This window comes from Streptomyces sp. B6B3, assembly GCF_039871525.1.
Lineage (GTDB): Bacteria > Actinomycetota > Actinomycetes > Streptomycetales > Streptomycetaceae > Streptomyces.
The window spans coordinates 1-13,636 of sequence record NZ_JBDPLU010000020.1; the positions used below are offsets into that span (position 1 = coordinate 1).

Annotated in this window: 10 protein-coding genes; all 10 read right to left on the reverse strand. The window is 71.9% G+C overall.

All coding sequences use genetic code 11. The features are described from left to right. The coding region (locus ABGB06_RS30955; protein ID WP_347596144.1) for a cytidine deaminase at positions 1–374 on the reverse strand (374 nt) is incomplete at its 3' end. A 166-nt stretch (positions 375–540) separates the two neighbouring features. Then, positions 541–1,803: an ABC transporter permease gene (locus ABGB06_RS30960; protein ID WP_347596147.1), complete on the reverse strand. Its 1,263-nt coding sequence runs from the start codon at positions 1,801–1,803 to the stop codon at positions 541–543. Positions 1,804–1,865: 62 nt separating this feature from the next. Beyond that, positions 1,866–3,017 carry an ABC transporter permease gene (locus ABGB06_RS30965; RefSeq protein ID WP_347595749.1) on the reverse strand — a complete coding sequence of 384 codons (1,152 nt, stop codon included), beginning with the start codon at positions 3,015–3,017 and terminating at the stop codon, positions 1,866–1,868. After that, positions 3,014–4,732, reverse strand: a complete 1,719-nt coding sequence (locus ABGB06_RS30970) for an ABC transporter ATP-binding protein (RefSeq protein ID WP_347596150.1) — start codon at positions 4,730–4,732, stop codon at positions 3,014–3,016. The genes ABGB06_RS30965 and ABGB06_RS30970 overlap by 4 nt, the downstream gene beginning before the upstream one ends. Positions 4,733–5,091: 359 nt before the next feature. Then, positions 5,092–6,129: a BMP family ABC transporter substrate-binding protein gene (locus ABGB06_RS30975; RefSeq protein WP_347595752.1), complete on the reverse strand. Its 1,038-nt coding sequence runs from the start codon at positions 6,127–6,129 to the stop codon at positions 5,092–5,094. 287 nt (positions 6,130–6,416) lie between these two features. Then, positions 6,417–7,655 (reverse strand): amidohydrolase, encoded by a 1,239-nt coding sequence (locus ABGB06_RS30980; protein ID WP_347596153.1) that lies wholly within the window; start codon positions 7,653–7,655, stop codon positions 6,417–6,419. Positions 7,656–8,066: 411 nt separating this feature from the next. Continuing rightward, complete coding sequence (locus ABGB06_RS30985) at positions 8,067–9,113, reverse strand: hypothetical protein (RefSeq protein ID WP_347595755.1); 1,047 nt, start codon at positions 9,111–9,113, stop codon at positions 8,067–8,069. 281 nt (positions 9,114–9,394) lie between these two features. Further along, positions 9,395–10,330, reverse strand: a complete 936-nt coding sequence (locus ABGB06_RS30990) for an N-acetylneuraminate synthase family protein (RefSeq protein WP_347595758.1) — start codon at positions 10,328–10,330, stop codon at positions 9,395–9,397. After that, positions 10,327–11,544 (reverse strand): acylneuraminate cytidylyltransferase, encoded by a 1,218-nt coding sequence (locus ABGB06_RS30995; RefSeq protein ID WP_347595761.1) that lies wholly within the window; start codon positions 11,542–11,544, stop codon positions 10,327–10,329. The genes ABGB06_RS30990 and ABGB06_RS30995 overlap by 4 nt, the downstream gene beginning before the upstream one ends. Positions 11,545–11,975: 431 nt before the next feature. Continuing rightward, positions 11,976–13,526 carry a DUF6716 putative glycosyltransferase gene (locus ABGB06_RS31000; protein ID WP_347595764.1) on the reverse strand — a complete coding sequence of 517 codons (1,551 nt, stop codon included), beginning with the start codon at positions 13,524–13,526 and terminating at the stop codon, positions 11,976–11,978. Positions 13,527–13,636 lie beyond the last annotated feature (110 nt).

A 13,636-nucleotide genomic window follows, 5' to 3' on the forward strand; every position in this document is an offset into this window, starting at 1 on the left:
GGGGCGGGGGCGGGGGCGGAGTCCGGGTCGGGGGCGGCCCCGGTGCCGAAGCCCCATGTGTCGGGGAGCAACTCGGCCAACGGACGGATGCCGCCGGGTGTGTCGACGGCGAGGTCGGGGCCGCCGTGCTCCATCAGCAGCTGGCGGCAGCGGCCGCACGGGGTGATGATCCGGCCCTGGCCGTCGCAGCAGGTGAAGTGCGTCAGCCGGCCGCCGCCGGTGGCGTGCAACGCGGACACCAGGCCGCATTCGGCGCACAGGCCGAGGCCGTAGGAGGCGTTCTCCACATTGCAGCCGGTGACCGTCCGCCCGTCGGAGACCAGCGCCGCGGCGCCCACCGGGTAGTCCGAGTACGGGGCGTACGCGCGACGCATCGCCTCCCTGGCAGCCGCGCGCAGCGCCTGCCAGGGCTGGGCAGGGGGTTGGGCGGCGGGCTGGGCAGCAGGCCGCGGGCTGGGTGGCTCGCTCATGTGCTCTCGCCTCTGCGGTAGGGCTTGAGGTCTGCCGAAGGCTGGGCAGCGGACTGGCTCGAGGGCTCGCTCATGTGCTCTCGCCTCTGCGGTAGGGCTTGCCGATCGACTTGGGTGGCCGCAGGCGTTGTGAGAACAGCGCCAGTACCAGCAGCGTCGTCAGGTACGGGGTGGCCGAGACGAACTCGCTCGGCATGGTGTCGGTCGTGGCGAACCACACCCACAGCACCACGGCCAGCAGCGCGCCGGCCGTCGCCGAGCCGCGCCTGCGGCGGGTGAGCTGCCACACCGCCCAGCCTGCCAGCGCGAGCGCGAAGAGCAGCAGCGTCGCGTGCACCGTGTCGCCGCCGCCGCGGTTCTGCAGGGCGTCCATGAAGCCGAAGAGGCCGGCGCCGGTGGCCACGCCGCCGGGCCGCCAGTTGCCGAAGATCATGGTGGCGAGGCCGAGGTAGCCGCGCCCGCCGGTCTGGCCGTCCAGGTACATGTGGATGAGCACCGCGAGATACGCGCCGCCCAGCCCGGCCAGCCCGCCGGAGACGACGAGGGCCACGTACTTGTAGAGGTAGACGTTCACCCCGAGCGACTCCGTGGCCTGCGGGTTCTCGCCGCAGGAACGCAGCCGGAGGCCGAACGAGGTGCGCCACAGCACGAGGTAGCTGCCGACGAAGAGGGCCACGGCGAGGAGCGACAGCCAGGAGACGTTCTGCACGGCCGCGCGCAGGATGCCCGCGGCGTCGGAGAGCAGGAACACGTTCTGCTCGTCGATGTCGCCGAGCCAGTCGGAGACGCCGGGCACCGTGAACGGCTCCATGGTCTCCATCGGCGGGGACTGCTTGTCGTTGCCGCCGGCCGCCGCGGCCTCGCTGCCCTCGGCGCCGAACCACAGCTTGGCGAGGAACTGCACCACGCCGAGCGCCAGGATGTTGATGGCGACGCCGGAGACGATGTGGTCCACGCCGAAGGTGACGGTGGCGACGGCGTGCACCAGGCCGCCGAGCGCGCCGCCGACGATGCCGGCCAGCACCGCGGCCCACGGGCCGTGCTGCCAGCCGATCCAGCCGGCGGCGAACATGCCCAGCATCATCATGCCCTCGAGGCCGATGTTGATCACGCCGGCCCGTTCCGCCCACAGGCCGCCGAGGCCGGCCAGGCCGATCGGCACGGCGGCGCCGATGGCACTGCTCCACTGGGCGCTCTCGGTGAGGCTGGCCTCGTCGGTGAGCGCGCGGACCAGGGAGAACAGCACCAGCGCCCCGGCGATCAGGAGCAGGATCACCGGGCCGGACAGCCGGCGCCGCCCGTCGGCCGCGGGGGGACGCAGCCGTCGCAGCAGGCCGGCGAAGCCGGACGCCGAGCCGTCTCCCGAGGCGGTCCCGCGATCTTTCAGAGTGCTGCTCACGCCGACACTCCCTTGTCCTTGGCCTTTTCCTTGGTGAGGCTGGCTGGGCCGGCCGCGGCGCGGGCGAGTTCCTCGCCGACCATGCGTTGCTGGCGGCGCAGGCCCCAGCGGCGGACCAGTTCGTAGGCGATGACGACGGAGAGCACGATGATGCCCTGCATCACGTCAACGATCTCCTGCGCGTAGCCCTCGAACTCCAACTGCGTGCCGGTGCGTTCCAGGAAGCACCACAGGAGGGCGGCGAAGCCCATGCCGACCGCGTGGTTGCGGCCGAGCAGCGCGATGGCGATGCCCGTGAAGCCGAGGCCCTCGGGGAAGTCGTTGCCGTAGTTGCCCGACTCGTTGAGCAGGGTGGGCATGCCCACCAGCCCGGCGACCGCGCCGGACAGCAGCATCGCGGTGACCACGGTGCGCTTGACGCTGACGCCGCTCGCCTCGGCGGCGGGCTCGGACCGGCCCACCGCGCGCAGGTCGTAGCCGAAGCGGGTGCGGCCCAGCAGCAGCCAGTAGCCGACGCCGGTGAGCACGGACAGCACGATGGTGCCGTACACCGGGTCGGGGGTGGTCGGGAACTCGAAGAAGAAGCTGGACTCGGGGATGTCCGGGGTGTGGATGATGACCCCGTCCAGTTCGCCGAGCCGGTCGGCCTGGAGGAAGTAGCCGATGAGCGAGCCGGCGATGAAGTTCAACATGATGGTCGTGATGACCTCGTTGACCCCGCGGGTCGCCTTGAGGTAGCCGGCGATGCCCGCCCATATCGCGCCGCAGGCCATCGCGACCAGGATGATGACGGGGATCTGCACGATGCCGGGAAGGCTCAGCGCTCCGCCGACCACGGCGGCGAAGAAGGCGGCTATCCGGTACTGGCCGTCCACGCCGATGTTGAAGAGGTTCATCCGGAAGCCGATGGCGACGGCCGCGGCGGCCAGGTAGTACGGGATCGCCTTGTTGATGATCCACACCTGGCTGTCGCTCTTGATGCCGAAGTCCAGCATCACCCCGTACGCGCTGAACGGGTTCTGGCCGGTGATGACCATCACCAGCGAGGTGATGGCCACCGCCGTCACGATGGACAGCAGTGGGGCGGCCAGCGCGAGGATCAGCTTCTCGCGGTCGAGTCGGGCGAGAACGCGCGGTGGGCGGCTCACGGCCTCTCCCCCTCTCCTTCGGTGCCTCCGGTATCCCCGGCATCCCCGGTGTCGTCCGGTCCGCCGGCGCGCTCGACGCCGGGGGGTGGGGCGTCGCTGGGCTCGTCGGTGACGTGTTCCAGGTGGCCGGTGGCGGCGCCGGTCATGGCGGTGCCGAGTTCCTCGGGGGTGATGGTGGCCGGGTCGGCGTCGGCGACGAGGCGGCCCCGGTACATCACCCGCAGGCAGTCGGACAGGCCTATCAGCTCGTCCAGGTCGGCGGAGATCAGCAGAACGGCAAGCCCGTCGTGCCTGGCCTGCCGGATCCGGTCCCAGATCTCCGCCTGCGCGCCGACGTCCACGCCCCGGGTCGGGTGCGCGGCGATCAGCACCTTGGGCTGGTGGCTCATCTCCCGGCCGACGATCAGCTTCTGCTGGTTGCCGCCGGAGAGGCTGGCCGCGGTGACCTCGATGCCGGGCGTGCGGACGTCGTACTCCGCGACGATCCGCTCGGTGTCGGCGCGGGCGTCGGCCGCGGTCAGCCACGGTCCGCGGCTGTTGGGCCGCTGGGTGACGTGGCCGAGCATCCGGTTCTCCCACAGCGGCGCCTGGAGCAGCAGGCCGTGCCGGTGCCGGTCCTCCGGGATGTAGCCGATGCCCTGCTCGCGGCGGCGGCGGGTGGACGCGCGGGAGAGGTCGGTGCCGTCCAGGGTGATCCGGCCGGCGTCCGGCTCGCGGATGCCCATGACGGCCTCCACGAGCTCCACCTGGCCGTTGCCCTCCACCCCGGCGATGCCGAGCACCTCGCCGCGGTGGATGGTGAAGTCGATGTCCGACAGCAGCGTGCGGGTCTGGCCGTCAGCGTCCAGGCCGGTGAGCCGCAGGCCGGCGACGGTGAGCACGGGCTGGTCGGTGACCGTGGACTCGCGGGTCTCCGGGGTGGGCAGCTCGGTGCCCACCATCAGCTCGGCGAGCCGCTTCGGCGTGGTCTCGGAGGGGAGCACGGAGGCCACGGTGGTGCCGCGGCGGATCACGGTGATCGCGTCGGCGACCGTGAGCACCTCGCCCAGCTTGTGGGAGATGAACAGCACGGTCAGGCCCTCGTCGGTGAGCCCGCGGAGGTTGCCGAAGAGCGCGTCGACCTCCTGCGGCACCAGCACGGCGGTCGGCTCGTCCAGGATCAGGGTGCGGGCGCCCCGGTAGAGAACCTTCAGGATCTCCACGCGCTGCCGGTCGGCGACGCCGATCTCCTCCACCAGCACGTCGGGGCGGACGTTCAGCCCGTAGGCGTCGGAGAGCTCCAGGATCCGGTGGCGGGCGCCGGCCCCGATGCCGTGCAGGCGCTCGGCGCCGAGCACGACGTTCTCCAGGACGCTGAGGTTGTCGGCGAGCATGAAGTGCTGGTGCACCATGCCGATGCCACGGGCGATGGCGTCGGCGGGGCTGCCGAACGAGACCCGCTCGCCGTCCACCGTGATCGTCCCCTCGTCCGGCTTCTGCATGCCGTAGAGGATCTTCATCAGGGTGGACTTGCCCGCGCCGTTCTCCCCGACGAGGGCGTGCACCGTGCCGCGCCGGACGGTGATGTCGATGTCGTGGTTGGCCACGACGCCGGGGAAGCGTTTCGTGATGCCCCGCAGCTCCACGGCGGCGGTGCGCTCGGCGGCGGAACCGCCGGCGTCACCGGAGCCGGGAGCGCCGCCGTCGGGCTGCGGAGGGCTGCTGGAGGCTTTGATGACGCACTCTCCTCAGACGGATACGGGACACGGCCGGGCCCGGGCCGTGGGCTCGGCAGGACAGAGCCGGGACCCGGTCGGGCCGAACGCTACCGGGTGCGCCGCCGCCGGGGAGCGGGCACCCGGAACTGACGGGCGGGGCCGGGCAACGGGCCCGGGGCGGCGAGGCACAGCGCGTGAAGATGGCGCCGGGAGGGCAACGCCCCTGCGCCCCGGCGTGGGCAGCGAGGGGCGCTGCCCCGCCGGGGCGGTGCTCGTGGCCCGTGAGGGCCACGGCCCTGGCGCCTCCCCTCCTGGGCCGTGCCGGCCGGGGGCGCCTGGGCGGCACGACACCGGGTGTCCGGTGCCGGGTCCGCGGGTCACGGGGTCTCGTTGACCTCGTATCCCTCGTCGACGATGCGCTGCGTGGCCTCGTCGATCTCGGCCGAGATGTCGTCGATGAAACCGCCGGAGGTGGCGAGGGAGACGCCGCCCTCGGCCAGGTTGTACTCGTGCACCCCGGACGGCGCGTCGCCGTTCTCCACCTGCTGGATCAGGTCGAACACCGCGGTGTCCACGCCCTTGACCACGGAGGTCAGGATGGAGTCCTGGTACTCCGCCAGGCCGGGCTGCTGGTACTGGTCGGAGTCGACGCCGATCGCCCAGGCGCCCTCGGTGCCGGCGACCTCCTCGATCGCGCCCGCGCCCGACTGGCCCGCGGCCGTGTAGATGATGTCGACGTCGCGGCTCAGCATGCCGTTGGCCTTGTCACGGGCCCGGGCGACGTCGTTGAACCCGGCATCGTCGTTCTCGTACAGGTACTCGACGTCGATCTCGATGTCGGGGTTGGTGTCCTGCACGCCCTGGACGAAGCCGGCCTCGAACTTCTGGATCAGGGGGTTGTTCACCCCGCCGATGAAGCCGACGTGGTCGGTCTCGGTCTTCAGCGCGGCGGCGACGCCGGCCAGGTAGGAGCCCTCGTTCTCGGCGAACAGCATGCTGTAGACGTTGTCGCCCTCGGGGGCGCCGTCCACGATGCCGAACGTCGTGTCCGGGTAGTCGGCGGCCACCTGCTCGACCGCGCCGGCGTAGAGGTAGCCGACGGCGATGACGGGGTTGTACCCGCCCTCGGCGAGGGTGGTCAGCCGCTGCACCCGCTCGGCGTCGGTCTCGCCGTTCCCCGCCGTCATGAACTCGACGTCGACGCCCAGCTCGTCGGCGGCCTGGTCGGCGCCGCGGGCGGCGGACTCGTTGAAGGAGTGGTCGTCGCGACCGCCGACGTCGAAGGCGATGCCGACGCCCGCCTCCTTGTTCTCGTCGGCGTTGTCTTCCGTGGAGCTCTCACCGCAGGCACTCGCGGTCAGAGTGAGGACGGCCGTGACGGCGACCGTGGCTGCAAGCTTGGTTACGCGGCGCAAGAGGGAGGATCCCTTCGGTCGAAAGCGCCTCTTACGGCGCTGCTGGGCGCATCGTAACGCGCGTAGATCAGGGTGGAAGCCGGGGTTCGGGCCCGTTATCAGATCGGTGTGAACGCAACGCCTCCGCAACACGGAGGCGCCGCGTTCCCACTCCATCCGCACCCAACAGACGAGCCGGTAAGCCCAGTGCTGGTCAGGTGTGCTGGCCAGGTGTGCTGGTCAGGTGTGCCGGTCAGCCCAGCGCCGGTCAGGTGTGCCGGCAGGTCTGCGCCGGCCAGGTGTGCTGGTCAGCTCAGCGCGGCTGCCGCGGTCAGCAGTTCGACGCCGACCTTGATGGCGCGCTCGTCCACGTCGAAGTCGCCCTGGTGGATGTCCCGCGGGGTGGGCGAGGCGTCGGCCGGTGGGCGGACGCCGAGCCGGGCCATGGCGCCGGGCACGTGCTCCAGGTACCACGAGAAGTCCTCGCCGCCGAGGCTCTGCTCGGTCGGCTCCACCGAGGCCGCGCCGCACCGCAGCGTCATCGCGCGGGTGAGCAGCGCGGTCGAGTCCGCGTCGTTCACCACCGGCGGGACACCGCGGATGTACTGGAGCTCGGACTTCGCCCGGTACATCGCCGCGACCTCGTCGACCGCCGCGTGCACCAGGTCGGGGGCGGCGCGCCAGGCGGCCAGGTCCAGGCAGCGCATGGTGCCGGACAGCTCCGCGCTCTGCGGGATGACGTTCGGCGCGTGGCCGGCGGTGATCCGGCCCCAGGTCACGGCCATGCCGACGCGGGTGTCCACCCGGCGGGACAGCAGCGCGGGCACCTCGGTGGCCACCTTGGCGGCGGCCGTGACCAGGTCGGTGGTCAGCTGCGGGCGGGCGGTGTGGCCGCCGGGCCCGGCCAGGCTGATCTCGATCCGGTCGCAGGCCGAGGTGATGGCTCCGGTGCGCACGCCGAGCCGGCCGACCTCGACCTTCGGGTCGCAGTGCAGGGCCAGGATCCGGCCGACGCCGGCGAGCACGCCGGCGGCGATCGCCTCGTTCGCCCCGCCGGGGAGCACCTCCTCGGCGGGCTGGAAGATCAGCCGCACCGGCCGGGTCAGCCGCCCGGTGTTCGCCAGCTCGGCGAGCACCAGGCCGGCGCCGAGCACGATGGTGGTGTGCACGTCGTGCCCGCAGGCGTGGCAGCGGCCCGGGATGGTCGAGCGGTACGGGACGGTCTTGGTGTCGGGGATGGGCAGCGCGTCGATATCGGCGCGCAGTGCCAGCATCGGGGTCTCGTCCGCCGGGTCCGCGTTCGGCGGCACGATGTCGCAGACGAGTCCGGTGCCGCTGTCGAGGACGCGCGGGACCAGGCCCGCGCGCTCCAGGCGCTCCTTGAGCACCGCGGTGGTGCGTACCTCCTGGTTCCCGAGCTCCGGGTGCATGTGCAGATCCCGCCGGAAGGCGATGAGCTCCGCCTCGAGCTCCTCGGCTACGAGGCCGGGCAGGGTGACGGCGGCCGGGGCGACGCCCGGGACGGATGCGGGCTCGGGATGCGGCAGATCACTCACGTGACTGAGATTAGTCCTCTTCGGCGAGCCGTTGGCAGCCTGTCATGAAATCTTCATCCAGCGGGATGACGTCGGGACCGCATGAGGTCGCGAGTGACTGGGTATAGGTGCCTTTTTGACCCGCGTATGACTTGAGTTGGTTCGTTACGTGCTCCCGGGTACCCGCATCCGGTGTCGCCAATCTCACGTCGGGCAGACGGGGTCTTGGCACCGGCGCCGCGCCTGGGCGGTTACTTTCCGGTGCGCAGGCTGGACAGGCCGTGGGTGTCCAGGGCCGAGTTCGTGACGGTCGTCAGGAAACCGGTGGCGCGGGCGGCTACTTTCCGGTGCGCAGGCTGGACAGGCCGTGGGTGCCCAGGGCCGAGTTCGTGACGGTCGTCAGGAAACCGGTGGCGCGGGCGGCTACTTTCCGGTGCGCAGGCTCGACAGGCCGTGGGTGCCCAGGGCCGAGTTCGTGACGGTCGTCAGGAAACCGGTGGCGCGGTCTGTGACCCGGTCGGTGTACCAGGTCTCCGCTATGTCGCACACGGCGACCGCGATGTCGGTGTCGGAGAGCACCCGCGGCAGGGTGTGCACCACGGTGGAGGGGAAGCTGAGGATCTTCGAGCCGATGGGGCCGCACCGGGAGACCAGTTCGAGGGGCAGTTCCGGGCGGACGATCTCCAACCCGGCCTCCTGGGTCAGCCGGAGCAGCTTCTCCGGGGTCTCCTTCCGGTGCGCGAAGTACCGGGTGACGCCGTGTGCCCTGGCCAGTTCGACGACCGCGCCCACGTAGCGCTCCTCGTCCAGCACGCCGGTCTCGACCAGCGAGGTGCCCACCATGTCGGAGCCGCCGGTGAGTTCCGGCGGCCCGAAGCGGGCGCGGGTCCAGGCGAAGGTGTTGGCCGTGATGGTGATGCCGTCCAACGGCTGCACCGGCATGGCCGTGAAGACCTCGACCCGGCGCCCGTTGCCTGGCCGGAGCCGGGACACCGCCCGGCGCGCCACCGGGGCGAAAAGCGCGGCCCTGGCGCCCCGGGGCGCCGTCCGGTGCCAACGCACCAGCCGCTCCCCGCGCCCGAGTTGGGCCACGAACTCCATGGTGGCGGTGCCGTCGTCGACCACCACCACGTCGCAACGCCGCGCCATCGACAGCAGCAGCTGCAGATAGTGCGAGAACGGATCGCCGATCACCAGCCGCCGCGCCCGGCGCAGCGGGCCGGCCAGCGCGGCCAGCGCCCGGGACGGCGTGACGGCACCGCCCCGGGCCTCGCGCCACAGCACGCGGCAGCCCGAGTCCCTGGCGAGCTTGGCCATCCTGCGCAACTGCCCGCGGCTGGCCGGGCCCTGCGGCGGCAGGATGACCACCGTGAAGGCGCCGGGACTGGCCGCGTGGGCCCACTCCAGGATGTTGAGCAGCTGAACCGGACTCTCGGCGAACGCCAGCGTCTCGGCACGTGAGGCACTCATGCGAGCTCCGTCAGCAGCTGGACCCGGCTCTCGGCGAACGCCAGCGTCTCCGCACGTGAGGCACTCATACGAGCTCCGTCAGCGCCGGGACGCCCGAGGGCGTCCCGGCCACGGCCGGGGTCCCGACGCCGGCCGGCGTCCCGGCGCTGGATAGCGCTGTGACACCGGCCGAGGTCCTGACGCCTGACACGCTCATGCCTGCTCCGTCCGTTCCGGTGGTCACCGGCGGCTCTGCGGGGTGCGGGCCGCCGGGGCGGCGTCTGCGTGCATGCGCGTGGGACTCAGACGGCGGGCGCGGGCTCGAGCTGCTGCTCGTCCTGCTCCGCGACGACGCCCTTGACCCGGCGCAGCTTCTTCATCGGGGACAGCTCGCTGTCGTAGACCCGCTTCACGCCGTCGCCCAGCGACTCCTCGATGATGCGGATGTCCCGCACCAGCCGCTGGAGTCCCTGCGGCTCGACCGACGCGGCCTGGTCGGAGCCCCACATCGCGCGGTCGAGGGTGATGTGCCGCTCGACGAACACGGCGCCGAGCGCGACCGCGGCCAGGGTGGTCTGCAGGCCGGTCTCGTGGCCCGAGTAGCCGATCGGAACGTTCGGGTACTCGGCCTGGAGGGTGTGGATGACCCGCAGGTTGAGCTCCTCGGCCTTGGCCGGGTACGTGCTGGTGGCGTGGCAGAGCAGGATGTTCTCGCTGCCCAGCACCTCCACCGCGTGCCGGATCTGCTTCGGCGTCGACATGCCGGTGGACAGGATGATGGTCTTACCGGTGCCCCGCAGGGTGCGCAGCAGCTCGTCGTCCGTGAGCGAGGCGGAGGCCACCTTGTGCGCGGGCACGTCGAACCGCTCCAGGAAGGCGACGGCCTCGGTGTCCCACGGCGAGGCGAACCAGTGGATGCCCTTCTGCCGGCAGTAGTCGTCGATGGCCCGGTAGTCGTCCTCGCCGAACTCGACACGGTGCCGGTAGTCGATGTACGTCATCCGGCCCCACGGGGTGTCCCGCTCGATGTCCCACTGGTCACGCGGGGTGCAGATCTCCGGCGTGCGCTTCTGGAACTTCACGGCGTCGCAGCCGGCCTCGACGGCGGCGTCGATCAGCGCGAAGGCGTTCTCCAGGTCGCCGTTGTGGTTGATGCCGATCTCGCCCGTGATGTAGACGGGACGGCCGGGCCCCGCGACACGGTCACCGAGCTTACGAAGGCGGTTGCCAGGGGTCATGCTGTGAGTTCCTTTCCGAGGATCCACGAGGCGATCTCGCGGATCGCGCCGGCCCCTCCTGCCGCGGAGGTGACCGCGCGAGCGGCGCCGCGCACGACGTCATGGGCGCTGGCGACAGCGACCGGCCAGCCGACGAGGTCGAAGCACGGCAGGTCGTTGACGTCGTTGCCCGCGTAGAGCACGCGCTCTGGCGCGATTCCTTGTTCCTCGCACCACTGCTTCAGTGCGAGGTCCTTCCGGTCGACGCCGTGCATGACCGGGATGCGCAGCTTGCGCGCCCGGGCGGCGACGACCGGATTCTCCTCCGTGGACAGGATCAGCAGCGGCAGCCCGGCGCGGCGCAGGGCGGCGATGCCGAGGCCGTCGCCGCGGTGCACGGCGACCACCTCCCGTCCATCGGAATCCACGAGCACCCTGTCGTCTGTCTGGGTGCCGTCGAAGTCGAGTACGACCGCGTCGATGTCGTCGCGGGTCGGCAGGTAGTCCACGAACGCGTCGGGGAACGGTTCGGCCGCGAGCGAGGCCCGGCCGCCGTCCAGCAGCGGGGCCAGCGCACGGGCCCGAGCGAGGTCGTGCGGATCGTCGATCTCCAGCACCCGGGCGGCGTCGGCGCGCACCAGTTCGGTGCGGCCGAAGAAGCGGTGCTGGGCGGTGCGGAAGCCCTCGGCGCGCATCCCGTACACGGCGCCGGTCTCCAGCAGGTCCTGCGGGCGGTCCTGGCGGCGCGGCCGGAACGACTTGTCGTGGTTGACCCCGTACCCGCCGGTGTGCTCCCCGTCCTCGCGCCAGACGTAGCCGTGGAACGGGGCGACGGTCAGGGCCGAGTCGGCGCCGTCCAGTATCGCGGCGGCCACCCCGTCGATCTCCTCGCGGGTGAGGAACGGGCTGGTGCACTGGACCAGCAGCACGACGTCGATGCCGGAGCCGTGGCGCTCCTCGTAGACGCCCATGGCGTGCAGCACCGCGGACTCGCTGGTGGCGGTGTCGTTGGAGATCTGCGAGGGGCGCTCGATGACCTCCGCGCCGGCGGCGTGCGCCGCGGTGGCGATACCGGGGTCGTCGGTGGACACCACGACTCCGGTCAGCAGGCGGGCGCCGCGGCACTCGCGCACGGCGCGGGCGACCAGCGGGGCGTCGCCGACCGGCGCGAGGTTCTTCCCGGGCACGCCCTTGGATCCGCCGCGGGCGGGGATGACGGCCAGCACGGTGCTCATGAGGTCGGCACCCCCTCGTGCACGGGCGTGCCCGCGGGCGTACACACGGGCGTGCATTCGCGAACGGCTGTCGGTGCAGCACTCATGGGATCGCCACCCCCTCGAAGTTTCCGCACGCGGGAACGTCAGTCAGTGCAGCACTCATGGGGTCGGCCTCGTTCTCGTCTCGCTCGGGTCGGGCAGGGCGGGCCGCGGCGCCGCCGCCACGGCCGTCCCACCGCTTATCTCATGGCACAGTCTCCCCCACGGCCCACGGGTCGCGCCCTTCGTCGTGACGTTCGACTCGCGACCGGGGCGCGTGGTTGCACCGGAGCGCAAACCGTTCACAGCACCGTTGCCAGCACACCGCACAGACGCCACCTGGCGCACAGGCCCGATCCACTCGGAACACTCCACGGCGCCCACCGCGGAACGGGCTCGGTCTCCGCGATTCACAGCTGTCCCCAGCGGCGGATGATGGGGGCGACGCGCTGCACGCCGGCGCGGTAGGCGCCGCGGGCGGTGCGGCGCAGCAGGGTGCGGGAGGCCCGCCGGAGGCCGGAGCCGGGTCCGGCGTCGGCGCGCGGCGCGCCGATGGGGTCGCCCTTGGCGTCCAGGCCGTGCCTGGCCAGGATTCGGGGCAGGTACTCGGGCGCGGTGCGGGCGGTGTAGTACGGGGCGAGCGGGGGCAGGCCGGCCTGCCGCGCCTGGCCGAGCAGCTCGACGAGTCGGCCGCGGGCTATGTTGAAGTTCGCGGAATCGGACAGTTCCTCTTCGGAGATCTTCTCTTCGGACAGCGCTTCTGTGGACAGGCGTTCCGTGGACAGATGTTCCGTGGACAGGTGTTCGTCGGACGGCTGTTCGTCGAGGTGGTCCTCGGGCAGGGGCGCGGCCGGGGTGATGCCCTGGTCGGCGAGCCATTCCGGGCTTGGTTCCGGCAGGTGGCCGTCGTCGAGTTCGTCCCAGGAGGCGAAGCAGCCGGAGCCGATGAAGTAGTGGTTGCCGAGCGGTTCACGGATGCCGAGGTCGCTGAGCACGACGGTGGGGATGCCGCGTTGCAGGGACTCCAGGGCGGCCGTGGAGCTGACCGTGACCAGCAGGTCGGTGCCGTCGAGCACCTCGCCCATGTTCCCGTAGGCGAGCCGGAAATTGGGCGGCTGCTCGTCCTTCAGCCGGTCCGCGAGTCGCTGGTAGGGCAGTTCCTCCACATGGGTGGTGTGCTCCCCGGGGCGGCTGCGCAGCTTCAGCACCACCTCGCGCTCCGGGTGCCGGCGCGCGTGCTCGATGGCGCGCCCCAGAAGGTAGGCGCGCTCCTTGCGGCCGTCGGGCACGGAGGGCTGGACGGCGAACACCACCCGGTACGGGCGCTCGCCGCGCGCCACGGCGTCCGGGTCGTAGCCGCGGCCGCCGAGGAACGGCAGTACGCATTCGGTGACGGCGGAGCTGTCGGCCCGGACCCCGTCGTAGACGGCGCGGAAGCGTTTGGCGTCGTGCGGGCTGTTGGCCAGGATCAGGTCCGCGCCGTGGCGCAGCAGCAGGCCGTCGGCCAGCTTCTCGTAGACCACGCCGACGTAGCCGGTGACCACCACGGGGCGCCGGTCGGCGCTCTCCCAGGCCCGGGTCAGGCCGTGCAGCATGGCCTGGATGGTGCCGCCCACGCAGGACAGCACGAGCACGTCGTACGGCTCCCGCGCGCCCCCGGCGTCCGCCCGGTCACCGAGTGCCCGGTCCTGGGCGTCGCTACTGTGCGCCCGGTCGCCGAGCTCGGCGAGGAAGTCGACGGCGTCGATCTCGCGGAGCTCGTCGGCCTGGACCCCGGTCTCCGCCAGCTGCCGTGCCGTGGGCGTGGCGCGGCCGCGCAGGAGATAGCCGTGAACCGCCGACCCCGGCGCCAGTCGGCGCGCGGTGAGAGCTCCCCATTTCCACCGAGTGTCGGAGTCCGCGAGCACGGCTACGCGGAGCGAGGTGGGGGACGGGTCGGGCACGGTGGAAACGCTAGGCATCGGGGCCGATCCTCGGGCCAACTCAGTCACAACGAACAGTTAACAGCATGCTGCGGTGAAACCAACTCTCGCCGGTTGCATACCGGTTCCGCCAGCCGTGGGCGATTGTT

Bases quoted from the DNA above. Each gene is read 5' to 3' on its own strand.
- ABGB06_RS30985 (WP_347595755.1), bottom strand. From the start codon at position 9,113: ATGAGTGCCTCACGTGCCGAGACGCTGGCGTTCGCCGAGAGTCCGGTT.
- ABGB06_RS30990 (WP_347595758.1), bottom strand. From the start codon at position 10,330: ATGACCCCTGGCAACCGCCTTCGTAAGCTCGGTGACCGTGTCGCGGGG.
- ABGB06_RS30995 (WP_347595761.1), bottom strand. From the start codon at position 11,544: ATGAGCACCGTGCTGGCCGTCATCCCCGCCCGCGGCGGATCCAAGGGC.
- ABGB06_RS31000 (WP_347595764.1), bottom strand. From the start codon at position 13,526: ATGCCTAGCGTTTCCACCGTGCCCGACCCGTCCCCCACCTCGCTCCGC.